The 22802-nt window shown below is 74.5% G+C and carries 24 protein-coding genes; 18 read left to right on the forward strand and 6 right to left on the reverse strand.

Annotated elements, in window-relative coordinates; all coding sequences use genetic code 11:
• Positions 1-102 precede the first annotated feature (102 nt).
• A complete protein-coding gene (locus tag ACZ42X_RS12995; protein WP_468288012.1) occupies positions 103-1272 on the forward strand; it encodes a DUF4241 domain-containing protein in 1170 nt (389 codons plus the stop codon).
• 36 nt (positions 1273-1308) lie between these two features.
• On the opposite strand, the gene ACZ42X_RS13000 is transcribed toward ACZ42X_RS12995, so the two are convergent.
• Positions 1309-2043, reverse strand: a complete 735-nt coding sequence (locus tag ACZ42X_RS13000; RefSeq protein ID WP_468288015.1) for a hypothetical protein — start codon at positions 2041-2043, stop codon at positions 1309-1311.
• A 158-nt stretch (positions 2044-2201) separates the two neighbouring features.
• Between ACZ42X_RS13000 and ACZ42X_RS13005 the strand changes: the two genes are divergently transcribed.
• Positions 2202-3050 (forward strand): arylamine N-acetyltransferase family protein, encoded by an 849-nt coding sequence (locus ACZ42X_RS13005; RefSeq protein ID WP_468288018.1) that lies wholly within the window; start codon positions 2202-2204, stop codon positions 3048-3050.
• Here ACZ42X_RS13005 and ACZ42X_RS13010 read toward each other — a convergent pair.
• Entirely contained in the window at positions 3037-3225 is a 189-nt protein-coding gene (locus ACZ42X_RS13010) for a DUF397 domain-containing protein (RefSeq protein WP_468288021.1), read from the reverse strand. The two genes, ACZ42X_RS13005 and ACZ42X_RS13010, sit on opposite strands and share 14 nt — an antisense overlap.
• The gene (locus ACZ42X_RS13015) at positions 3222-4043 is read right to left on the reverse strand and encodes a helix-turn-helix domain-containing protein (protein WP_468288024.1); all 822 of its coding nucleotides are present in this window, start codon (positions 4041-4043) and stop codon (positions 3222-3224) included. The genes ACZ42X_RS13010 and ACZ42X_RS13015 overlap by 4 nt, the downstream gene beginning before the upstream one ends.
• Positions 4044-4173: 130 nt before the next feature.
• Between ACZ42X_RS13015 and ACZ42X_RS13020 the strand changes: the two genes are divergently transcribed.
• The 4 genes from ACZ42X_RS13020 (at position 4174) to ACZ42X_RS13035 (ending at position 6139) form a co-directional block, all read left to right on the forward strand.
• Positions 4174-4614 (forward strand): ATP-binding protein, encoded by a 441-nt coding sequence (locus tag ACZ42X_RS13020; RefSeq protein ID WP_468288027.1) that lies wholly within the window; start codon positions 4174-4176, stop codon positions 4612-4614.
• 22 nt (positions 4615-4636) lie between these two features.
• Entirely contained in the window at positions 4637-4858 is a 222-nt protein-coding gene (locus ACZ42X_RS13025; protein ID WP_468288030.1) for a hypothetical protein, read from the forward strand.
• 203 nt (positions 4859-5061) lie between these two features.
• Positions 5062-5472, forward strand: coding sequence for a RidA family protein (locus tag ACZ42X_RS13030; RefSeq protein ID WP_468288033.1), 411 nt, complete (start codon positions 5062-5064; stop codon positions 5470-5472).
• 88 nt (positions 5473-5560) lie between these two features.
• A complete protein-coding gene (locus tag ACZ42X_RS13035; RefSeq protein ID WP_468288036.1) occupies positions 5561-6139 on the forward strand; it encodes a TetR/AcrR family transcriptional regulator in 579 nt (192 codons plus the stop codon).
• A 14-nt stretch (positions 6140-6153) separates the two neighbouring features.
• Here the strand turns inward: ACZ42X_RS13035 and ACZ42X_RS13040 are convergent, their stop codons facing one another.
• The 3 genes from ACZ42X_RS13040 to ACZ42X_RS13050 form a co-directional block, all read right to left on the reverse strand.
• Entirely contained in the window at positions 6154-7578 is a 1425-nt protein-coding gene (locus ACZ42X_RS13040) for a hypothetical protein (protein WP_468288038.1), read from the reverse strand.
• A 70-nt stretch (positions 7579-7648) separates the two neighbouring features.
• The gene (locus ACZ42X_RS13045; RefSeq protein ID WP_468288041.1) at positions 7649-8410 is read right to left on the reverse strand and encodes a hypothetical protein; all 762 of its coding nucleotides are present in this window, start codon (positions 8408-8410) and stop codon (positions 7649-7651) included.
• Positions 8411-8587: 177 nt separating this feature from the next.
• Positions 8588-9856 (reverse strand): hypothetical protein, encoded by a 1269-nt coding sequence (locus tag ACZ42X_RS13050; RefSeq protein ID WP_468288043.1) that lies wholly within the window; start codon positions 9854-9856, stop codon positions 8588-8590.
• A gap of 112 nt (positions 9857-9968) precedes the next feature.
• On the opposite strand from ACZ42X_RS13050, the gene ACZ42X_RS13055 reads away from it, so the two are divergent.
• The 12 genes from ACZ42X_RS13055 to ACZ42X_RS13110 all read left to right on the forward strand — a co-directional run bounded on the left by ACZ42X_RS13055 (position 9969) and on the right by ACZ42X_RS13110 (position 22775).
• Positions 9969-10961, forward strand: coding sequence for an ABC transporter substrate-binding protein (locus ACZ42X_RS13055; RefSeq protein WP_468288046.1), 993 nt, complete (start codon positions 9969-9971; stop codon positions 10959-10961).
• Between the two features lie 56 nt (positions 10962-11017).
• Complete coding sequence (locus tag ACZ42X_RS13060) at positions 11018-11953, forward strand: FecCD family ABC transporter permease (RefSeq protein WP_468288767.1); 936 nt, start codon at positions 11018-11020, stop codon at positions 11951-11953.
• The gene (locus ACZ42X_RS13065) at positions 11950-12963 is read left to right on the forward strand and encodes a FecCD family ABC transporter permease (RefSeq protein ID WP_468288048.1); all 1014 of its coding nucleotides are present in this window, start codon (positions 11950-11952) and stop codon (positions 12961-12963) included. Before ACZ42X_RS13060 ends, ACZ42X_RS13065 begins: the two co-directional genes overlap by 4 nt.
• A gap of 4 nt (positions 12964-12967) precedes the next feature.
• Complete coding sequence (locus ACZ42X_RS13070; RefSeq protein ID WP_468288051.1) at positions 12968-13807, forward strand: ABC transporter ATP-binding protein; 840 nt, start codon at positions 12968-12970, stop codon at positions 13805-13807.
• A 77-nt stretch (positions 13808-13884) separates the two neighbouring features.
• Entirely contained in the window at positions 13885-14022 is a 138-nt protein-coding gene (gene amiA, locus ACZ42X_RS13075; RefSeq protein WP_468288054.1) for a streptamidine family RiPP, read from the forward strand.
• Positions 14023-14199: 177 nt separating this feature from the next.
• The gene (locus ACZ42X_RS13080; RefSeq protein WP_468288057.1) at positions 14200-14997 is read left to right on the forward strand and encodes a hypothetical protein; all 798 of its coding nucleotides are present in this window, start codon (positions 14200-14202) and stop codon (positions 14995-14997) included.
• Positions 14994-16376, forward strand: a complete 1383-nt coding sequence (locus tag ACZ42X_RS13085; RefSeq protein ID WP_468288060.1) for a CocE/NonD family hydrolase — start codon at positions 14994-14996, stop codon at positions 16374-16376. The genes ACZ42X_RS13080 and ACZ42X_RS13085 overlap by 4 nt, the downstream gene beginning before the upstream one ends.
• Positions 16373-17722, forward strand: a complete 1350-nt coding sequence (locus tag ACZ42X_RS13090; RefSeq protein ID WP_468288062.1) for a YcaO-like family protein — start codon at positions 16373-16375, stop codon at positions 17720-17722. Before ACZ42X_RS13085 ends, ACZ42X_RS13090 begins: the two co-directional genes overlap by 4 nt.
• Positions 17722-18849 carry a nitroreductase family protein gene (locus ACZ42X_RS13095; RefSeq protein WP_468288065.1) on the forward strand — a complete coding sequence of 376 codons (1128 nt, stop codon included), beginning with the start codon at positions 17722-17724 and terminating at the stop codon, positions 18847-18849. The genes ACZ42X_RS13090 and ACZ42X_RS13095 overlap by 1 nt, the downstream gene beginning before the upstream one ends.
• Positions 18846-20579 carry an ABC transporter ATP-binding protein/permease gene (locus ACZ42X_RS13100; RefSeq protein WP_468288067.1) on the forward strand — a complete coding sequence of 578 codons (1734 nt, stop codon included), beginning with the start codon at positions 18846-18848 and terminating at the stop codon, positions 20577-20579. Before ACZ42X_RS13095 ends, ACZ42X_RS13100 begins: the two co-directional genes overlap by 4 nt.
• A complete protein-coding gene (locus ACZ42X_RS13105) occupies positions 20576-22321 on the forward strand; it encodes an ABC transporter ATP-binding protein (RefSeq protein WP_468288070.1) in 1746 nt (581 codons plus the stop codon). The genes ACZ42X_RS13100 and ACZ42X_RS13105 overlap by 4 nt, the downstream gene beginning before the upstream one ends.
• 343 nt (positions 22322-22664) lie before the next feature.
• Positions 22665-22775: a keywimysin-related RiPP gene (locus ACZ42X_RS13110; protein WP_468288073.1), complete on the forward strand. Its 111-nt coding sequence runs from the start codon at positions 22665-22667 to the stop codon at positions 22773-22775.
• Positions 22776-22802: the final 27 nt, after the last annotated feature.

A 22802-nucleotide genomic window follows, 5' to 3' on the forward strand; every position in this document is an offset into this window, starting at 1 on the left:
CCACGATCCCCTGTGTCACACCTCGGTGGCAGACTGGCGGCGCCCCTGTCGAGCGCCACTGCTCGGGGGCGACCGGTGTCACACGGGGGGAGATGCGCGGCTGTGATCTTCGACAGTCTTGATGTGTCGTACGGCGACATGTGGGGTTCCCTGCAGGAGATGACCCATCCGGACCCGATGTCGCGCGGGCTCGCGGCACGCAGACATGCCGCCGGGATGGAGTACGCGGTTCTGCTGTCCGCGCGGGAGCGACCGCTGGCACTGGTCGAATACTGGCCGCGCCGGATGTGGCGTGTGTATCTGTTCGACGACAGGTCCTGGCGCATGCAGATGATCGACCTCAAGCCGCACGGTACGGGGATGCTGTTGGCTCACCGGCACATCCGATGGCAGTTTTCCAGCGAGCAGGAGCACTCGTCCTGGAAGTGGGATGTCCAGGAGACCACCACCGTCTCGGCCGACGGGCAGGTCGAGGTGACGTCCGAGTTCGCCGGGCCGAGGGGCCCGTCGAGCGTCCCCGTGCGGCGGTTCGCGGCGCCCGTCGAAAGCTTCCTCTGCCCCGTACCGGAATTCGGGGACTGGCAGGTGTTCGTGCCGTTCCTCGCCCAGCAGGGCCACGAGCCCGCCACGACCGTAGTCCTGAACGACGTGTCGGTGGACGAAGGATCGGGACCGCTGCGTGCCACCGGGATCGAGCAGCTGTTCAGTCCGGGCGCGTGCGACACCCCGGATGGGCCGGCCGTCGTCGAGTCCGTCGACGCCGGCCTGCTGCGGATCACGTCAGGGCGGCTGGCGGTCTCGGACCCCGGCTTGATCGGAGAGATGTCGCGGACCGTCGCCGTGCCACCGGGCGAGTTCCCGGTCACGCTGTCGCTCTTGCGCACGACACGCGGGGCCGCTGTCGCCGCGGCCAGGGTGACGTTCCTGGACGTCCCGCCCCACACGTGGGACATGGCCCTCCGGCCCGACGAGGATCCGGGGCTGCTCGGCGAGGGCCAGTTCTACGGGGTTGGCGTGGATACCGGCACAGTGGCCTTCATGGATGCGACCCGGACGGTGAGCGAAGACCAGCTGGGCGAGGACCTGTTCATGCCCCTCGACAGCCATGTCACCGTCGAACTGCCCGGCACGGAACCCGAGCCGAACCTCATCGCCTTCCGCGCCGGCCAGGGCGACGGGTCCTACCCCGTCTGGATCGGCCGCACCGATGACGGACAGGTCGGTTGCGTCGTCGTCGACTTCCAGCTCCATTCCGCCGACGGGGGAGAGTGAGGGCATTTCGTCGGTACGCCACCGTGGGCGGTGGGGTCAGCCCTCGTTCCGGTGGCTCACGTACCAGTGGGTGTCGAAATAGCGGGCCAGCGTGAACCGGTGCTGCGGGTCGACGAGGATGCGGCAGACGAACTCGGCGGTCTGGCAGTCGAAGGCGACGTCCTCGCCGTCGAACGTCTGGACCACTACGGGCCAGCGGTCGGGGTCGTCGCCGTCCATCCTCCAGCAGTACGCGTCCTTGTGCTCCGTACCCGCCCAGACGAGCAGCCCGTCCTCCCTGAGGTCCGTCCACGGCTCCTGGTTCAGGGCCAGCCACGCGTCGAAGGCACCCTCGCCGAAGGTCTCGACCATGCGCTTGTAGTCGCTCGGCAGCGCGGTGCCCAGGCGCGACTCCACTTCCGCCCAGTCCACGTCCGGCCGCTGCGCGGGCCGTGTCCAGCCGGTGATCCGTATGAGCCGCCGCACCCAGTCGACGTCCTCCCCCGGAGCGGCCGCCACCGGCTCGGGCACCACCCTCCGCGCAACCGCCAGCACCGGCCGCTCGGCCCCCTCCGCGTCCCGCGCCGTACCCGCGCCGATCCACTGATCGCCGTACGTCCACGCACGTATCTTCACGGCCCGGCCCTCGAAGAAGGCGAGCAGCGCCGCACCCCTGGACTCGTCGACCGTCGGATCGGTGAAGCCGTCGAGGACGAGGGTGCGCGGAGCGCCGAACATGCCGGAGAGCAGGTCGGTCAGGACCTGCGGGTCCATGTCGCTGGGCAGGTACATGAAGCCGCCCGGCGGGTCGAGTCGGGCCAGCAGATCATTGACGTCGGCATGCGTGAGCTCTCTGGAGCACAGTGAAGCGCACGGCACTGACAACGGGCGTGCCCCGCTGTGGAGGCGGGTGCTGGTCGGACCGCCCCGCACATGCGTACGGTTGGATCATGCCCAGACCTGACGACACTGCGCCCTTCGACCTCGACGCCTACCTGGCCCATGTGGGGCTCCGGGGCGACCACAAGCCCGACGCCGACACGCTGCGGGCCCTGAACCGCGCGCACCTCTACGCCGTCCCCTTCGAGAACCTGGATCCGATCCGGGGCGTCGCGCCGTCCCTCGCCCTCCCGGACCTGGTCGCGAAGCTGGTCCACGGTGGACGCGGCGGCTACTGCTACGAGCACAACACTCTTTTCGCCGCCGCCCTGGAAGCCCTCGGCTTCCGCGTGACCCGGCTCGCCGCCCGCGTCCTCGTCGGTGCCGACGGCGCGATCCGGCCGCGTACGCACATGTGCCTGCTCGTCCACGTACCGGGCGAGGGCGACTTCCTCGCGGACGTCGGCTTCGGCGCGGCGGGTTCGCTCATCGAGGCGGTGCCGCTGGTCGCCGACACTGAGTTCCGCGCGGGCGCACGTCGCCACCGTCTCGTGCACGCGCCGCACGACGGGCCGCTGGAGATGTGGGTCCTCCAGGCGTACGAGCCGGCCGAGGACGGAGCCGCCGGGACGTGGGCCGATCAGTACGCGTTCACGGTCGAGCCCTTCGAGGCACCCGACTTCGAGGTCATCAACTGGCACATCGCCACCAACCCCCGTTCCCCGTTCTCCCGCACCCTCTACGTCCAGCGCGTCACCGACGACACGCACCTGTCCCTCGCGAACGGCCGCCTCACCGAGACCCGCGCGGACGGCAGCCGCACCGAGCGCGACGTGACCGACGAGGAGCTGTCCGGCGTCCTCGCCGACATCTTCGGCATCACGCCGCCCGACGATCTGCCGCCCGTCACCCCAAGCTGACGTGCGGCACGAAGGCGGCCCAAGCGGCGGGCGAGAGTGCCAGCTGCGGGCCCGCCGGGTCCTTGGAGTCGCGCACGTGGACGGTGGTGGGGCAGGTGGCGACCTCGACGCAGCTGTCGTTCTGCGAGCTGCTGTAGCTGCTCTTGAACCAGGCAAGTTCCGTCGTGTTGTTCATAGGGCCTCTCGCATTCTCTTCAGCAAGTCCAGGGAATCCGCAGGGGTGAGTGCCTGTGAGCGCAGTTTGGCATAGCGCTGCTGGAGCCTGCTGACGGCTCTCGGGTCCGTGATCAGGGCTCCGGATTCCTGGCCCTCCACGTAGCCGAGCCATTTGTGGTCCGGTGTTTCCGCCAGTTGCATGGGGCCGTCCTGGGCGGCGTGGTCGGGGAGTTGTAGCGGCACGATTTGCAGTTCGATGTTGGTACGAGACGCGCAGGCCATCAGGTGGTCGAGGAGCTCCCGCGTGACCTCGACCCCGCCCGCTTGGCGTTGGAGCAGGGCTTGCTCGACGATGAAGCTGAACGCGATGGGCTGCTTGCGGGCCAAGAGGGACTGGCGTGCCAGTCGCGTGGACACCCGGTTTTCGACCTCCTCAGGTGTCGGAGGCGGCGGAACGCTCAGGATCAGTGCTCGCGCGTACGCCTCGGTCTGGAGCAGACCGGGAATCACTCGGCACTCGTACGTGCACACGGTCCGTGCTGTTTCCTCCAACTTGAACCAGTGGCGGAACCAGGATGCCAACCTCTCCCGCGACAGGTGCTGCGCCGCACCCCGCAGCGCCCCGAACGCGTCCAGCACCTCCTCCGCCAGCTCGACGAACTCCGGCGACGGCATCCGGCGGCCCTGTTCCACCGAGGCCACGAAGTGGACGGAGTGGTGGACCCTCGCGGCGAACTCCTCCTGCGTCAGGCCCGCCCGGATGCGGAAAGCCTTGAGTACCGCGCCGAATGCCTTGAGACTGTCGGACGACTCGGGTTCCGTGTTGTTGGCTGTCATAAGGCAACACCTCCGCCCCGTATCGTCACGGACCGTGACGCGTACTGTCCACAGGGTGAGCCCGTACGCTGCGGCAGCGTACGAGTGGTTGGGCTGGTCAACCCCCTTGCGCGGCCGCCACGGTGGGCACATGAGCGGTCATGTGACAGAGCAAAGCCCGGTTACCGTACGTGTGTTCACCCAGCGGTTCAGCTCCACCCGGCGCGGTGCGCGTCTCGCCCGGCACTTGGCCGGGCACCGGCTGGACGTGTGGGGTGTTCCGTACGGCAGCGACGGCGCCGAGGCGGCCGCGCTCGTCGTGGGGGAGCTGGCGGCGAACGCCGTGACGCACGGGCGGGTGCCCGGGCGGGACTTCGAGGTGCGGCTCGCGCTGTCGGGGGACGGTGTCCTGCGGGTCGAGGTCAGCGACACCCGAGGCGAGCGTCGGCCGGTGGTGGTGGCGCCCGAGCCGTACGGGGACGGCGGGCGCGGGCTGCTCCTGGTGGCGGCACTCGCCAGCGCGTGGGGCGTGGCGGACCGGGTGCCGGTGGGCAAGACCGTGTGGGCCGAGCTGAAGGTGTGGGCGGAGTAGCTGCCGACCTTACGATCGGCCCGTGACTGAAACCCCCGAGCACTGGACCGTGCGCCACTTCTCGCTGGCCAACCCCGCCGGTCCGGGCTGCGACAGTGTTCCGGCTCTCCTGCGGCGACTGGCCGATGCCGTCGAGGCGTTGGGGCCCGTCGAGGTCCAGGATGTCGTCATCGAGGCGGAGATGACGGAGTACGGCGCCTGGCGCTCGGGGACCGTCTACTTCCATCTGCCGGAGGACGCATAGGGGTTATCGCTGGGGTCACCGCCCCGCGTGCGCCTCCGGTCCGGCCTTGGTTTTGAAGCATTCGCTTCATAACGTGCTACGGTCCCTGCCGGGGCGAGGTGCTTGATGTCTCGCGCCGCGTTATGAAGCGCTCGATCCAAAACGTGGGGCCTCCCCGGCACACATCCGAATCCGACCACCACGTCACGCCAGAAGGAGCAGACATGACACCGCTTTCCACGCCGCCCCTCACCCGTACCCGCGTCACGGCGGACCCCGACTGGTACGCGCAGGACGGCATCTCGCTCGGCATCCGCGCGGGCGGGCTGGTCTTCACCTCCGGTCAGGCGCCGGTCGACACGACGGGCGCCACCGTCGGGCGCGGGGACTTCGAGGCGCAGGCGCGGCAGGCCCTGGCCAACGTCGCCACTGTCCTGGCCAACGGGGGCTCCGGTCTCGACCAGGCGGTGAAGGTCACCGTCTTCGTTACGGACCTCTCCCACCAGGACGTCTTTGCGGCCCTCCGTGCGGAGTACTACGTTCCGCCGTTCCCCGCGGAAAGCTTCGTCCAGGTCGCCGCGCTCGCCGACCCGGACTGGATGATCGAGATCGAGGCGGTGGGTGCCGTGGCCTGACACCCGGACTGTGGGCGGCGCGTACCGCCCGAAGGCCGCCCATAGCCGCGTTTTGTCAGCCTTTTCCAAAACGCCTAGGGTGGGGGACATGGCCAGGCCCCGACAGTTCGACGAGGACCGCGTCGTCACCGCCGCCATGGAGACCTTCTGGCGCCATGGGTACGAGGGCACGTCGACCCGCGACCTGTGCGACAGCACGGGCCTCGGGCCCTCGAGCCTCTACAACACCTTCGGCGGCAAGCGCCTCCTCTACCTGCGTGCCCTCAACCGGTACTACGAGACCAGCACCGCCGAGCAGATCGCGCTCCTCCGGCGCCCGGGCCCCGTCAAGGACCGGCTGCGCGAGATGATGATCCACGCCATCGACGCGGACCTCGACGAGACCGACCGAAGGGGCTGTTTCGCGATCAACGCGGCCATCGAGGCGGCCGGACTGGACGAGGACATCAGGGAAGCGGTACGACGCAGCTTCGACCGGGTCGAGGACGAGCTGTACGCGGCCCTCACCGCCGGCCGCCACACGGGCGAGATCCGCGCCTCCGGTGATGTCCGCGCCCTGGCGCGCCGGATCCAGAGCACGTACTACGGACTGCGCGTACTCGGCAGGGTCCGGGACGACAGGCAGGCCCTGCTCGCCACCGTGGACAGCACCCTCGCCGACCTGTGACACCCGAGGCCCGGTCAGGGCTTCCTCGGTATCGCCGCCACCAGGCGGCCCCCGGCCACGAAGTGGAGGCGGTCCAGGGAGTCCGCGCCGTAGGGCCACAGGTCGGAGCGGTGGAAGCAGAGGTCCGTGGGGATGGGGGAGTCGCGCAGGTCGGCGACGTGGGTGCCCGCGGGGAGGGCGGCGAGCGCGGCGCGGAGCGGGTCGGAGGAGTCGGACCACTCCTCGACGGGCACCGGGCGGGTCCACGGCTCACCGGTGTTGGGCATAAACCAGCAGAGGGCGGAGGAGACGTGGCGCCCGAAGTCAGGGGAGGCGGCCGCCTCGCGGGCCGTGCGGGCGACGGTCAGCAGCAGGTGCGGGAGGGACTCGGCCAGCAGGGACAGCTCGGGTTCCTCGCCGAGGTCGCGCAGGCCGGAGGGGATCGAGACGGCGTAGCCCCACTCGCCGGTGTCCGGGTCGATGCGGATCTGGGCGAGCGCGACGCTGAAGCCGTACGTGACCCGGGCGATCGGCCAGTACGTGCCGTCGCCGCCCATCATGCGGTGCACCTCCGGGTCGACCGTGTGCTCCGGTGCCCCGGGCAGCAGGCGCAGGGCGTGCAGGCCCGGCATGCGGACGCCGCCGATCTCGCGGAGGACCGTGCGGATGTCCTCCGGGACCGGGACCGGCCAGGTGTCCATCTCCTCGTCGGTGCAGCCCGGTTCGAGGGTCACCAGGTCGGGGTGGTCGGCGGCGAGGGCGCGCAGCTCGGTGACGGCGCGGCGCGGCGCGTCTGCGGGGACCCGGTGGCGGCGCACCGGGCGGTCCAGGAAGTCGCCGCAGGGCACGCTGCGGAGCAGCAATGCCCGTCCCCCACCGATGAGTTCGTACTCGATGTCGCTGCTGCCCGTGTCGGCGGTCTCGTACTCCAGGGAGTAGTGCGGCTCCCACGCCACCCGGCACGGGTAGCCGGGGACCGCCCGCAGGTCCACCAGGTCGGTGAGGGAGTCCCCGCCGTCGGCCAGGGCGGCGAGCTCGGCGTCCGGACCCTCGGCCGCCTCGATGGAGGGGATGGCGGCGAGGGTCGCCTCGGGGGCGGAGCGCTCCGCGCCCAGGGTCAGCAGCCAGGAGGTGAACGTCGGCGCCTCGATGACGATCTCCACGCCGTCGTACTGCTCGACGCGGACCATCGGCCCCCAGTCCTCGTCGCCGCCCACGCCCACGAGCAGGTCCCCGGTGCCCCACTGGCCGACGTCGAGCCCGCGGGGCTCAAAGTCGTAGCGCTCGCGGCCGTAACGGATGCCGCCCACCTCGCGCAGCACCGCGCGGACGGCCGCCGGTATCGCGATCGGCCAGGTGTCGAGTTCGGTGTCCGGGATGCCGTCGAGGAGTTCGACGCCCTCGCGTGTCCGGAGGGCGTCGAGGGCTCTGCGTGCCTGGTCGAGGCTGGTGTCGCTCATGCCGCCGATCATGGCAGAGCCCTCTGACAACGCCCTCTGACAACGCCCCCTGACGCCGGGCGCGCGCCCCTCAGGCGGCAGGCCGGACCGCCAACTGCGCAGCCAGCCACGTCGGTACGCCGCCCAGCAGCCGGAACAGCCGCCGCGCCTCCTCGCGCAGCCGCGCCGCCTCCGGCTCCGGCTCGGCCTCCGCGAGGGCCGCCAGGGCCGGGGCCGTACCGACCAGGTAGCCGAGCTCCTCGCGCAGCCGCAGCGACTCGGCGAAGCCGTGCCGGGCCTCGGCCAGCTCCCCGTCGCGCAGGGCCAGCCCCGCCAGGTGCCGCCAGGTGAAGGACATCAGCAGCCGGTCGTCCTGGGCGGTGGCACCCGCGTGGGCGCGGCGGTACGCGGCGCGGGCGGCCTGCGGCGAGTCGGCGAGGTTCTGGGCGAGCAGGCCGCGCCGGAAGTCCAGCAGCGGGCGGCCCGGCGCGGTGGGGCCGATCAGCGCGGCGGCGCGGCCGAGCGCCGCGCGGGCCTCGTCGGCCCGGTCCCGTACGCCGTGCAGCGTCGACGCGTAGGCGAGGTAGCCGCGTTCGCAGGCGGCCGCGCCGCGCTCGCCGTCGTCGTGGGCGAGCGCCTCCGCCACGCGCAGGGCGTCCTCCGCCTCGGCCCAGCCCTGTTCGGTGTACAGGCACCGCTCGATCAGCAGGGCCGCCCGCTGCAGCGCCGCCGCGGGTTCGTCCGCGCGGGGTGCGAGCAGGGCGGCCGCGTCGCTCCAGCAGCCGCGGGAACGCAGCCGCCATACCGCGGTCTGGAGGGGATCGTCGCTTGCGGTCGTTCCGGAACCAGACATGGCGGTATGCGCCACATTGCCCTCCCCGAGCGCGCCATTGAGCTGTTGAGTGCTGTGAGTGCCGTTGAGCCCGGACGAATCTCAGCACGGAACGGCACGCCCGGCCAAGAGGGTCAGGTGAATTAATTCACAATCAGTGGGCGGCCGGCCACCGTCGGCCGCGCCCGCCGCAGCCCCTCAGCGGCCCACCGGGTCGCCCCAGGCGCCGTCTCCCGGGGCCGTCAGGGCCAGGTGGCCCCCGTCGTCGAGGGGGGTCGGCAGGGTGTACGTGGCCACCGGCTCGGTTCCGTCGAAAAGGTGAACCTCGCCGTGGCCGCCCCGGGTGACGGCGGTGAACCCCGCGCCAGGCGAGGCGGCGATCGCCCGCCGCTGCACCCCGTCCCAGGGTGTGGCGCCGGGCTTCGGCGCGCCGTCCATCGGCGGCAGCGGCCGGCGGGCCACGACCCTCGGCTCGTCGCGGTCGAGCAGCACCAGCTCGTCGCCGTCCGGGTGGACGCGCGCGTACGCCACGTGCCGCGCGGCGACCGCGAGCCGGAAGACCAGACCGGGCCCGAGGGGCACGCGTCCGGTGCGGCCGCCGTCGAGGGCGTGGAACCAGGCGTCGTTGGTCCACTCGGGCCAGCGGCCGGGGTCGGCGGGCCCGCCGCGCACGCAGGACCACAGCACCCGGCGTACCGGATCGAGGCGCAGGTAGTAGCCGCGTCCCGGGCCCGCCCAGGGCAGCGGCTCCTCGGCCACCAGCCGGTCGCCGTCGCGCCGGGCGCGGTGCACCCCGGACCCGGCGGCCGCGAACAGCCGCCCGGTGAGCGGGTCGTGGGCGTCGCCGTGGCCGTCGTGGTCCGGCAGCCGCGTCTCGTACGCGGGCGTCGCGGGCGGGCACGCGGGGGCGGCGGCCAGCAGGTCGTCGTACCGGTACGCGGCCAGGGCGCCGGGCTCCCGGTGCCGCAGGACGACGAGCGGGCCGCCGGGCTCGCCGGGCCCGCCCAGCACCGTGACGCCCGGCTCGCCCACTCGCGTGCGGACCCGGACGGACCTGCCGCCGTCGAGGTCGACCACCGTCAGCAGGTCCGACCACGGCTCCCAGCTGCGGCCCAGGCCGGTCGTGACCGCCGCGTACCGCCCCGACGGGTCGACGGCCAGGTGCTCGGCCGGGATCGCCACCGGCGTGGTCGCCGCGACGAGCGGGCGGCCCGCGTCGGGGCCGTACGGGTCGAGGACGACGAGCTCGCCCGCGAGGTCGTCGACGAACGCCCAGCGGCCGCCGGGCAGGGCCAGGAACCCGGCGTGCTCGGCGAGGTGCCGGCCTTCCACGACACCGCGGACGCGGCCGTCCGGAAGGTCCAACACGCTGATGGATCCGGCGACTTGATCGGCTACCAGCAGGCGTGGGGCGAGCGGCATGGCGGGGCTCCCGGTGAGGTCGTAGGGGTGGTGGAACGGCGGCATTGTTGATAATGATTATCATGTGGCACATCTGTGTGGTGGGGGGAGCGGCCCGGGGCGCCCTTGCCGCACGCCCGATCCCGCCCCGGGACCGAGACAGGGAATCGAGAGCCATATGTCACGCAGAATGCTGGGGATCACCGTGCGCCGCTGGGCCGCCACGGCCGTCATGGGGGCGCTGCTCGTCGGCTGCGGCGGGGCCGCCGACACCACCAAGGGCGGCGCCGAGGACGGTGCCAAGGCCGGGCCGAAGACCGAGGGGAAGGTCGAGCCCATCGCCGCCGCCCGCTCCGTCACCGACGCCAAGGGCGTCACCGTCACCACCAAGGCCCCGCCGCAGCGCGTCGTCTGCCTCGTCGCGCTCTGCGACGACATGCTCGCCGAGCTCGGCATGACGCCCGCCGCCACCAACTCCAAGCTGCTCGCCCACCCGAAGTTCCTGGGCAAGGAGAAGGCCGCGAAGATCCCGGTCGTACCGGGCGGGTTCCTCGCCCCCGAGGCCGAGGCGATCCTGTCGTACAAGCCGGACCTCGTCATCGGCCTGGAGGACACGCACGGCAAGCTCGCCCCCGCGCTCAAGGGCGCCACCGTCTTCTGGCCGGTGCAGCCCGACAAGTGGGAGGACAGCGTCGGCTACCTGCGCAACCTCGCCGCCCTCACCGGGCGTACGCAGCAGGGCGAGGCGGCCGAGAAGGCGTTCCGCGCCAAGCTCGCCAAGGCCGAGAGCGCCAAGAGCGACAAGACCGCGCTGATCATCTTCGGCAGCGACGAGAACTTCGGCGTCGCCACCCCCGGCAACGACGTCGCCGCCGGCCTCTTCCCGAAGATCGCCCACTACCCGTGGAAGAGCCGCGGCGTCGACGGCACGTACAGCATGGAGGAGATCCTCGCCGCCGACGTCGACGTGATGTTCGTCGAGACGCTCTCCTTCGGCGGCCCCTCCGACGGCAAGCTGTCCGACAAGCTCGCCAAGAACCCGCTCTGGTCGCGCATCCCGGCCGTCAAGAACGGTGACGTCCACGAGGTCGACTCCGAGGTCTGGGCCAAGGGCCGCGGTACCCGATCGCTCGGCATCGTCCTCGACGAGGCCACGGCCGCGCTGAAGTGACCGCACGAGTGTCCGCACGAGTCTCCGTACGCCATGGGGCCGCGGTGGCCGTCGTGCTGCTGGCGGTCATCGGCTGCGCGCTCTGCCTCGGTACGCCGTACGTGCCCCCCGCCGCGCTCGCCGACGCGCTCGGCGGGGACGGGCTCGCCGGCGTCATCGTGACCGAACTGCGGCTGCCCCGGCTCGTGCTGGCGCTCGTCGCCGGCGCCTGCCTGGGCGCCGCCGGGCTCGTCCTCCAGGAGGCGCTGCGCAACCCGCTCGCCGTCCCCGAGATGCTCGGCGTCTCCAGCGGGGCGGCGCTCGGCGTCGCCGCCCCGCTCGTCCTCGCGCTGTCCGTGCCGCTCGCCGTGCAGCCGCTCCTCGCCCTCGCGGGCGCGGCCGCCGGCGGCGTACTGACGCTGCTCGCCGCCGGGTTCGGGCGCAGCCCCTCCGCCGTGCTGCTCACCGGCGCGGCGGTCGCCGCCGCGCTCCAGGCCGCGCTGCTGGTGCTGATGGTGCTGGCCGACCAGCTCGACCTCCAGCTCATCTATCGCTACCTCCTCGGCAGCCTCTCCGCCCGGACCTGGGACGACGTGACGGGCCTCGCGCCCTGGCTGGTGGTGGCCGTCCCGGCGCTGGTGCTCTGTGCGCCGGTCCTCGGCGTGCTGCGGCTCGGCGACGACGACGCCCAGGCCCTCGGCGTACGGGTACGGCGCGCGCGGCTCGCCGCGCTCACCATCTCCGTGCTGCTGATCGCGCCGGTGGTCGCCGTGTGCGGGCCGGTCGCCTGGGTCGGCTTCCTCGCGCCGCATCTGGCGCGGAAGCTGCGCCCCGGCTCGGACGCGGTCGGCTGGCTGCCCTGGTCGGCGGTGTGGGGCGCGCTCGTCGTGGCCTGCGCCGACCAGCCGGCGCGGCTCGCCCTCGCGCCGATCGAGACGCCGGTCGGCGCCTGGACGGCGCTCGTCGGCGTCCCGGCCGGGGTCGCCCTGCTGAAGGCGAGGTCGCGCCGGTGACGTACGCACGACGCACCACCGCCCTGTTGCTCCTCGCCGTCGCCGTGGCGGCGGCCGGGCTGGTCGCCGGACGTGCTGTCCCGGCCTCCGGCGTCTGGGACGTCCTGAGCGGCGGCGGCGACGCCACCGCCCGGCACGTCGTCCTCCACCTGCGCCTGCCGCGCACCCTGGTGGCCCTGGCCGCGGGCGCCTCGCTCGGGCTCGCCGGTACGGTCCTCCAGTCGGCGCTGCGCAATCCGCTCGCCGGGCCGGAGGTCACGGGCGTCACGCCGGGCGCCGTGCTCGGCGCGGTCGCCGCGTCCGGGCTCGGCCTGGCCGGGTGGGAGTCCCCGGCGGCCGTGGTGACCGCCGCCTGCGTGGGCGGGTTCGCCGGGGCGAGCCTGCTGTGGCTGCTGGCCGGGCGGGACAAGGGCGATCCGGCGCAGATGGCCGTGTACGGCGTACTGGTCTCGGCGGTCCTCGCCGGCCTCACGGCCGTGATGCTGCTGGTCGCACCCGGCGAACTCGGCAGCGTCGTCCAGTGGCTCGTCGGCTCCACCGAGGGCCGGGTGTGGGCCCACTGGCACCTGCTGTGGCCGTGGGCGACCGTGTGGGCCGTCGCGGCCTACGCCCTGGCCGCGCCCCTGACCCTGCTGCGCTGCGGCGACGAACAGGCCGCCGCGGCCGGGCTACACACCGGCCGGGCGCGGGTCGCCGCGCTCGTGTGCGCGGTGGCGCTCACCGCCGGGGCGGTCTCGACGGTCGGCGCGCTCGGCTTCGTCGGACTGCTCGTGCCGCACCTCGCGTTCGCGCTCTTCGGGGCCGACCTGCGCGTGGCGCTGCCCGGCGCCGCGCTGCTCGGCGCGGTGGTGGTCGGCGGGGCGGACGCGGGGGCCCAGTGGCTGTCGCAAGTCGCGGCACGGGCCCTGGAGATGGACAGGCTGAGCGTACCCGCCGGGGCGCTGACGACCTGCGTGGGCGCGGCGCTGCTGCTGATCGTGGCGCGCCGCCGCACGGCGAGTGAGGAGTGAGAACGTGAGCGTTCTGTTGGATCCGGTGGCCACGGCCACCGGCTCGGTACGCGTCGAGGGGCTCCGCTTCGGCTACCCGGGCCGCGAGGTGCTCGACGGAGTCGACCTGACCATCGCCCCGGGTGACCTGGTCGCCCTCGTCGGCCTCAACGGCTGCGGCAAGAGCACCCTGCTGCGGCTCTGCGCCGGGCTGCTCAAACCGGCCGCCGGGCGGGTGCTGCTCGACGGCGACGACCTCGCCCGCCTGTCGCGCCGCGCCGCCGCCCGCCGGGTCGCCCTGCTACACCAACAGGCCCCCGCCGTACCGGGCATGACCGTGCGTCAGCTCGTACGTCAGGGGCGGTACGCGGCCCGCGGGCCGCTCGGCATGCTGCGGGACGGTGACGACGCGGTGTGTGTCCGTGCCATGGCGGACGTGGGCGTCACCGCGTGGGCCGACCGGCCCGTGGACGCGCTGTCGGGTGGTGAGCGCCAGCGCGTACGGCTGGCCATGGCGCTCGCCCAGGACACCCGCGTGCTGCTGCTCGACGAGCCGACCACCTACCTCGACCTGCGGCACCAGCTGGAGGTGATGCAGACCGTCGTACGGCTGCGCGAGGAGCGGGGGCTGACGGTCGTGATGGTGCTGCACGACCTCGGGCACGCGGCACGGTTCGCGGACCGGATCGTGGCGCTGCGGGGCGGCCGGGTGGCGGCGGACGGGCCGCCGGCCGAGGTGGTGACCCCGGCGCTGCTCGCCGACGTCCTCGGCGTGGCGGGCCGGGTGGGGCGCGATCCGGAGGGCGGCTGGCCGGTGTGTTACCCGGATCACCCTCTCCCGACCGTCCCACCCCTTGCGGAATGAAAATCATATTCATTAATGTCTGCAGTGCGTCGCCGGTCCGGCGGCGCGGTCACCCGGAGAAAACGGAGGCTCAACTCATGGAGCAGAACAAGGTGTTCACGCCGATCGCCGAGCAGGGTCAGCTCGCCCACCTGTCGGCGACCCACTCCAACGCCCTCGTCGAGAACCCCTTCGACGACGCTGTCGAGGCCGTCGAGGCCGACGCGGCCAAGTAAGGCCGACCAGGGCCGAGTAAGGCCCGACGCAGGCCGAGTAAGGCCGACCAAGGCCGAGTAGAGCCGAGTCGGCCGAGCCAGGCCGACACCGCGTCACCCGTGCCTGGGCCCGCCCGGATCGCCTTCCCGGGCGGGCCCGTCCCGTCCCCGTCCCGCCCTTCCCCATGGAGGAACCTCGTGGCCACCGTGCGGCTCGCCCCCGGCGTCGCCCTCGTCACCGTCCCTGACCAGGGCCTTGCCGTCCGCACGCCCGATGGAACGTTTCTGCGGGTGAACACCGGAGACGTGGACGAGACGGACCTCCTGGCGCACCTGACGACCGGTCACCCGGCGTCCGGCGAGCTGGCAGCCCTCGCCGACGCCTTCGAAGAGGCCGGTTACACCACCCGCACGCGGGCTTCCGCCCCGCTCGACGGACGCACCGTGGTCGTGCTCGGGGACCCCGGGCTGACAGGGCCGCTCACGCGGTACGTCCGCGACGCGGGAGCCCGCGTGCGGGAGGACCTTCAAGACCCGGACCTCGACCAGGACCCCGCGCGCACCGCGGTCGTCTGGTGCCTCGACGGACCCGCCCCGGCGGGCGTCTGGGACGAGGCCGACCAACTCACCGCCCACGGCACCGCCTTCCTGCGCTGCCACCGCGAAGGCGCCCACGCCTGGCTGGAGCCCCTCGCGTGCGCCCCCGGCGACGTCACCTCCGCGGACGTACGGCTCCGGCGCCTCGCCGCCACCCCCGCGCACCGCGAACTCGCCGCCTACTGGGCCGGACACACCACCCCCGACGGCGGCGGCCACACCGAGGCCTCCGCCGCGCTCACCGCCGCCCTGCTCACCGGCGACCTCATCGCCTGGGCGAACGGCGCGCCCCTGCCCGTACGGCGCCGGCTGCGCCGCCTCGACGTGCGCGACCTCACCGTCACCGAACACCCCGTCCTGCCCGTGCCGGACGTCGCCCCGCTGGACGCCCGCCCGTGACCGGCACCGTCCGCATCGACGGGCTGGCGACGGACGTCTGCCTGCCCCCGGCGCCCGGCCCCCACCCCGCCGTGGTCGTCCGCACCCCGTACGACCGCCGCCACCACCGCGCCGAGCTGCGCGGCTGGGCCGCCCGGGGTTTCGCCGCGCTCGCCCAGGACGTCCGCGGCCGGCACGCCTCCGACGGCGACTGGCAGCCGTACGGCGACCACGAACGCGCGGACGGCGAGGCGACCCTGAACTGGGTCCGCGCCCAGCCCTGGAGCGACGGCCGGGTCGTCGCCGCCGGTGCCTCCTACGCCGCCCACTGCGCCCTCGTCACACCCGGCGCGGACGCCGTGATCGCCGCCGTCCCCGCCCTCGGCCTCGCCGAGACCGCGCGCGAGGCGACCGGTCCGGAACGCCTCCAGGCCCGCGCGGGCTGGTGGTCCCAGCACGGCGGCCTCACCGCCGGCCCCGCGGCGCTGGACCACCTCCCCGTCACCGGGATCCTCGACTCCCCGGCCTGGCGGGCCCTGTGGCGGGCGCCACGCCGCGAGACACCCGCCTCCGCCGTGCCGCTGCTCGCCGTCGGCGGCAGCCGCGACCCGTTCGCCGAGGACACCCTCCGGCTGTGGCGGCGCTGGCCCGGCCCCGCCCGCCTGCTGCTCGGCCCCTGGGGCCACCGGCTCACCGCCGAACCGGCGCCCGAGGCCCGCCCCGCGCACCGCCTGTCCCTCGGCGCCCTCTACACCGGCTGGGCCCGCGCCGCACTCGCCGGCGCGCTCACCGGCCGGACCGGCGCGCTCGCCCTCGGCGGCAGCGACCACTGGTACCGCCCCCAGCCGCCCGACCCGACCCCGTACGCCTTCGGCACCGGCCTGCGGCTGCTGCGCGGCGCCGACTTCACCGCCGACCCCGAGCGCCCCGTCCGCTCCGACGACCTGGACGTCCCCGCCGACGGCACCCCGGACCGCTGCCTGCTGCTCTCGCCGCCCCTGCCGCGCCCGCTGGACCTGCTCGGCCCCGCCGACGTCTCCCTGGACGCCACCGCCGACGCGCCCAGCGCCGACTGGGCCGTACGGCTCGTCGCCCTCGACCCCGAGGGCCGGGCCGAGCCGCTCGCCACCGGCGTCGTACGCCGCACCGAGCCCGGGCCCTTCACCGTCCCGCTCGGGCACCTGGCCCGGCGGCTGCGCGCCGGTACGCGCCTGCGCCTGGAGGTCGCGGGCCACCACTTCCCGGCGCACGCCCGCAACCCGCACACCGGCGAGGACCCGGTGACCGCCACCTGCCTGCTGCCCTCCCACCGCACCGTACGCACCCGGGGCAGCGCCCTGCTCCTCCCCGTCGTCCGGGGCGCCCACCCCGTCGACCCCGTACAGGAGATCCAGACGTGAACATCGAAGCCCTCGTGGACCCGGTCTGCGGGCTGATACGCGGCGTCGAGCCCGTACCGCACACCACCGGCGCCCCGCCCCGCTACACCGCCATGACCGCCGACGTCTCCGACGCCCGCCGGTTCGGCGCCTGGCCCGCCGACCGCGTCTCGCTCGGCACCACCTTCGGCGACCCGGCGGGCGCCCGCGTCGCGGCCATCGCCGAGGCCGTCGAACGCTATTGCGGCAACCGCGTCCCGCCGCCCGGCCACCCCGACGCGCCGCGCCGCGCCACCGCCGCCGAACTCGCCGCCGAGGGCAAGCGCCTGTACGGCCCCGGCGACCTGCCCGCCTACGCGCCCTGGCAGTACGCCCGGCCCGGGTTCCCGTACCGGCCGCTCACCCCCGACACGCCCGCCCTCTGGGCGCGCGGCAGCGAGAACGGCGAGGAGGTGTGGGCCCCGGTCGCCCTCACCCACCTCAACTGGCGCCAGGGAGCCCACCGCTCGCTCCCGCGCACGCACCACCTCAACTACGCGGGCATCGCCACCGGCCAGGGCCTGGACGACGCCGTCGAACGCGCGCTCCTGGAGATCGTCGAGCGCGACGCCCTCGAACTCTGGTGGCACCTCGACGGGCCGACCCGGGGCATCGACCCGGCCAGCGTCCCCGGCCTCCTCGACGACCTCGCGGGCTGCGCACTCGACGTGTGGATCGTCGAGATGCCCTCCGAGTTCGCGCCCTGCATGGCCGCCCTCGTCCACGACCCCGCCCGCGGCCTCTACGCCGCCGGCTTCGCCTGCCGCTACGACCCGGCCGAAGCCGCCCGCAAGGCCGTCCTGGAAGCCGTGCACACGTGGGTCTTCACCCAGGGCACCACGGACGCCGACGGCTGGGTCTTCCAGGCCATCGAGGCGGGCATGCTCGCCCGGGGCCTCTACCTCGACCACCGCCCCGACCGCCGCTACCTCGACGACTGCGGCGCGGACTTCGCCGCCGTACGCGACCTCGGCGCCCACGTCCAGGTGTGGCTCGACCCGCGCATGGAGCCGTACGCGCGCCGCTTCACGGACCCGGCGCTGGGCACCGTCCCCGTCACCGACGTCAAGCCCGGCACCCGGAGCGACCTGGAGGCCCGCCTCGCCGGCCACCGGATCCTCACCTTCGACCTGACGACCGAGGACGTCCGGGAGACGCCCCTGCGCGTCGCCCGCGTCCTCGTCTCCGGCCTGATCCCCAACCAGCCCGCGGCCTTCGCCTACCTCGGCTGCCCGCGCTTCGCCGAAGCGGCCCTCGAACGCCACTGGCGCACCCAGGCGCCCGCCACGGCCGCCGACTTCACCCTCGCGCCGCCGCCCCACATGTGATGAACCTCCTGACTCGAGCCCGTTCCCCCCAGCCGCCCGGCCCGGACTTCCCGGCCGGGCACCAGGTCACCCCCTGGCCCGGCGAACCCCGGCCCGTCCCGCCGCCGCTGGACCGGCTCCTGCGGCTGTCCCTCGCGGGCGGCCGCCTGCGCCCGGCCGCGTCCGCCGGCGCCCTGCACCCGGTCAACGCCCACCTCCTGCTGGGCCCGGGCACCGCGCTGCCGCCCGGCCGGTACGCGTACGACCCCGTACGCCACCGCCTGATCCCGCGCGGTACCGCGCCCGTCGGCGCCCCGCCGGGTGCGGTCGCCGTCCTGACCGTCACCGCGCGGCGCACGGCCTCCCACTACGGCCACCGCGCCTGGCCGCTGCTGCTCCTGGACACCGGTCACGCCGCGGCCGCCCTCGCGCTCGCGGGCGCGCCGGAGTGGTGCCCCGACGCGAACGTCACGCTCCTCGCCCGGGCGGCGGGCCTCCCGCCCGACTGGCGCGGCGCCGAACCGGAACACCCGCTTGCCGCCGTCCGCCTGACACCCGGCCCCCGCGACGTACTGGAACGCTGGTCGGCGTACGGGCCCGGGGCCCCGCCCCCGCCGACGCGCCATGCGCCGCCCCCGGTCCTGGAGGACATCTGGCAGGCGCTCGACGGGCTGGGCGGCGGGACGGCGTGGCTGCGTACGGAGGCCCCCGCGCTTCCGGCGGCCGCGCTGCTCTCGCGCCGCAGCGCGGAGCCGCCTTTCCCCGTCGTACCCGAACGGCCTGCGCTGGACACGGTCCTGGCGGCTGCCCGCCGCACGACGGCCGTGCGGTGGCACCTCACCACCGAGATCCCCCCGGCCCTCGCCGCCCGCGCCGCGGGCCAGCACTGGCTCGGACACGTCGGCGCCCTGCTCCTCGCGCACGGCTGCCCCGACGACGCAGCCCCCGCCCGGGTCCGCCATGCCCACCTGCACGCCGGGTACGCCGTGGGCCTCGCCCAGGCCGTGGCCGTCCACCTCGGGCAGGCCTCGCGCCCGATCGGCTCGTGGCAGCACGGCCCCGAGGGGCCGCCCGATCTCGTGCACGCCCTCGCGCTGGGGCTCCGCACCGCCGACACCACCCACACAGAAGGGACCGACCGGCCATGATGCTCCACCCGGAGCTGCTGCGCGCCGCCAGGATCGCGCGCCGCCCCCTCCTCGGGGCCACGGCTCTGCTCGGTGCCGTGGCCGTCACGCACCTGGCCCAGGCCGTGCTCCTCGCCCTCGCGCTGGCCCGGATCGCCCGGGGCGAGACCGCCGCCCTGCCCGGCCTCCTGGCCGCCGTCCTCGCCACCGTCGCGGTCCGCGCCGCGCTGACCCGCCGTCAGCGCACGCTCGCCGTCCGCGCCGGGGCGCGCGTACGGACGGGCCTGCGCGACGCGCTCCTTCAGCGGCTCGGCGCCCTGGGCCCCGTCGGCCGCGGCACGGACGCCCGCGCCGGAGCCGTACGCGCCACGCTCGTCGACGGCGTCGAGGGCGTCGACGCGTACGTCTCCCGCTACCTGCCGCAGCTCCTGGTCACCTGCGTGCTGCCGCCGCTCCTGCTCGTGGCCGTCGCCGTGGTGGAGCCGGCCGCGCTCCTCGCCCTCGTGCCCGCCCTCGTCCTAGCCCTCTTCGCGCCCCGCTGGTGGGACGCGCTGCTGGCCCGGCGCGGGCAGGAGCACTGGGGGTCGTACGAGGCGCTCTCCGCCGACTACCTGGAGGCGCTGCAGGGCATGCCGGCGCTGCGGGCCGCCGGTGCGGTCGCCCGCGTGCGCGCCCGCCTGGAGGAGCGTTCGGCCGCCCTGCACCGCGCCACCGTCGCCAAGCTGCGCGTGTCGCTGATCGACACCGGCATCACCGACCTCGCCGTCCAGGGCGGTACGGTCGCCGCCGCGCTGGTCGCCTGCGCGTCGGCCGCGTCCGGGCGGACCGCCGCCACGGGCACGTACCTGCTCCTCATGCTGGCCTCGGAGTGCTTCCGCCCGGTCCGCGACCTGTCGCGCGAGTGGCACGCGGGCTACCTCGGCGTCTCGGCCGCCGACGGCATCGCCGAACTCCGCACCGCGCGACCGTCCGTACGGGACGGGGGCACCGCGCGCACCCCCGCGCACCCCCCGGCCATCCGCTTCGACGACGTGCGGTTCACCTACCCCGGCGCCACCGCGCCCGCCCTGCGCGGGGTGTCGTTCACCGCCGAAGCGGGCCGCACGACGGCCGTCGTCGGCCCCTCCGGCGCGGGCAAGTCGACGCTCGTCGCCCTGCTCCTGCGCCAGTGGGACCCGGACGGCGGCCGCGTGACCCTCGACTCCACGGACCACACCGCCTTCGCGCTCGCCGCGCTGCGCCGCGGCATCGCCGTCGTGTCGCAGGAGACGTACCTCTTCCACGCCTCCGTCGCCGACAACCTGCGCCTGGCCCGCCCCGGCGCGACCGACGACGAGCTGTACGCCGCCGCCCGCGCCGCGGGCGTCCACGACGAGATCACCCGCCTTCCCGACGGCTACGACACCCAGGTCGGGGAGCGCGGCGCGACGCTCTCCGGCGGCCAGCGCCAGCGTCTCGCCCTGGCCCGGGCGCTCCTCGCGGACGCCCCGGTCCTCGTCCTCGACGAGGCGACGAGCGCGGTCGACGAGCGCCGCGAGGCCCTCATCGGGCGCGAGCTGCTCCGCGCCGCGCGCGGCCGTACGTGTCTGGTGGTGGCGCACCGCCTCGCCTCCGTACGGGACGCGGACCGGATCGTCGTGCTGGACGGCGGCCGGGTCGACGCGGTCGGCACGCACACGGGCCTGCTGGCGCGCAGCGCCCTCTACGCGCGGCTCGTCGCCGCCGGACGCACCCACGAGGAGGCGGCGTGAGCGCCGGAACCACGACCACGACCCCGACCCCCGAGCGGGGCGCGCTGCGCGCCCTGCTGCCCGTCCTCGTCGCCCACAAGGCGATGACGGCACGCACCTTCGCCGCCGCGCTCGTCGACCAGGCGGCGCTCGTCGCCCTGGTGGCGCTCGCCGCGCACACCGTCGGCACCGCCGTCATGGACCGCACCGCCCCCGCCGCCACCACGGTCGGCGCCCTGATCGTCCTGGTGGTGGTCCGCTCGCTGGCGACCTGGCGCGAGATGGACCTCTCACACGACCTGGCGTACCGGGTGCTGGCCGAGCTGCGCATCCGGGTCTTCGACGGCCTGGCCCGCAGCGCGCCCGCCCGGATAGCCGGCCGCCGCAGCGGGGACCTGGCGGCGGCCGCGCTGGGCGATGTGGAGGCGCTGGAGTTCTTCTACGCGCACGCCGTCGCGCAACTCCTCGCCTCCGGCGTCGTGTTCACCGCCGGTACGGCGGTCCTGGCGGTGCTGGACCCCTGGCTGCTGGCCCCGGTCGTCCCCGTGGCGGGGCTGCTGGTCCTTGCGCCGCTGCTGGAGGGGCGGGGCAGGGCCGTGCGCGGGGCCCGTACCCGCCGGGCCGCGGCGGAGCTTTCGGCCGAGGTGGTCGAGACGGTCGACGGGATGCGCGAACTGCTGGCGTTCGACGCGCTGGAGCGCCGCCGCGCCGGGCTGCGCGCCCACGGCGAGCGGCTCGGCGAGGCCCAGCGGGCCGAGCACGCGTGGGAGGCGGGCGCGGCGGCGGTGCGCGACCTGCTGGTGGTGGCGGCGGTCGTCGGGGTGGTCGCGGCGGCCGCGCACACGCTCGACGGGGCATGGGCCCCGGCCGCCATGGCCCTGGCGCTCGGCGTCCTGGCGCCGGTCGCCGACTCGGCGGCCGCCCTCGGCCAGGCGGGCGGGCTGCGCGCCGCGGCGTCCCGCGTCGGCGCGGCGATCCGCGCCCGGGCCGGCGCACCCGCGCCCGACGCGCCGCGCCCGGCGCCGACCGGACCGCTCGGCATCCGGCTGCGCGGCGTCCGCTTCGACTACGGCGGCGCCCCCGTGCTCGACGGCCTCGACCTCACGGTCCATGCGGGCGAGACCCTCGCCCTGGTGGGCGCGTCCGGCGCCGGCAAGTCGACGTGCGCGGCCCTGCTGGCACGCTTCTGGGACCCGGCGGAGGGCGCGGTCGAACTCGTCGGGGCGTACGGCGAGCCCGTCGACGTACGGGACCTGGCGGACGAGGAACTGCGCCGCACGGTCGCGGTGGTCGGCCAGGACGCGCCGCTGTTCCACGGCACGCTCGCCGACAACCTCCGCCTGGCGGCGCCGGACGCGACGGACGCGCAGCTGCGCGCCGCCGCCCGCCTGTGCGGTGTCGACCGGATCGCCGAGGCGCTGCCCGACGGCTACGACACCCAGGTGGGGGAGCGCGGTACGACGCTCTCCGGCGGTCAGCGTTCGCGCGTGGCGCTGGCCCGCGCGCTGCTGACGAACCCGCGGGTGCTGGTCCTGGACGAGACGACGGCCCACCTGGACACGGCCGGGGACGCCGAGCTGTCGGCGGCGCTGGCGGCCGCCTCGCGGGGCCGTACGACGGTGGTGATCGCCCACCGCCCGGCGACGGTGCGTCGGGCGGACCGGATCGCGGTCCTGGAGGGCGGCCGCATCGCGGCGACCGGTACGTGGGAGGAGCTGTCGGCGGCGAAGGAGGGGGCGTTCGCGCGGGTGCTCACCCGGTGAGTGTGAGCGGGAAATGGGCGCGCGGGACGTCTTTTCCGCGCCGGGCGGCGACCATATCGGCGGGGTGTGCGCCCCCGGGCGACGGGAGTCTTGCATTCCGGAAAAACGCAGGTGGCGAACTGTTGCCACGACGCGCGGCTCGTGGCGCGAAATCAAGCCTCCGTGCAGGCAATGGGGTTACGCGCCCTTCCCTGTCTGCTTTCATCACCCAACCATCAGATTAGTACGACAATCTGAGAAACAGATCGCCTCTTGCGGCACGGCGTTGACCTGGGGCTTGCTTCTGTTACCGGGCCACCCGCCATTGCAGGGCGGGTGGACAACCGAACAGAAGGAGACAACCGTGAAGAAGGCATACGAAGCGCCGATGCTCGTCCGCCTGGGTTCCTTCCGTAAGAAGACCGGACTCCTCCAGAGGTCCGGGAACGACCGTCTGATCCTGAGCAAGAACTGACGGCGGACGGCGCGAGCGAATCGACGC

The organism is Streptomyces sp. NPDC030862 (assembly GCF_055571835.1).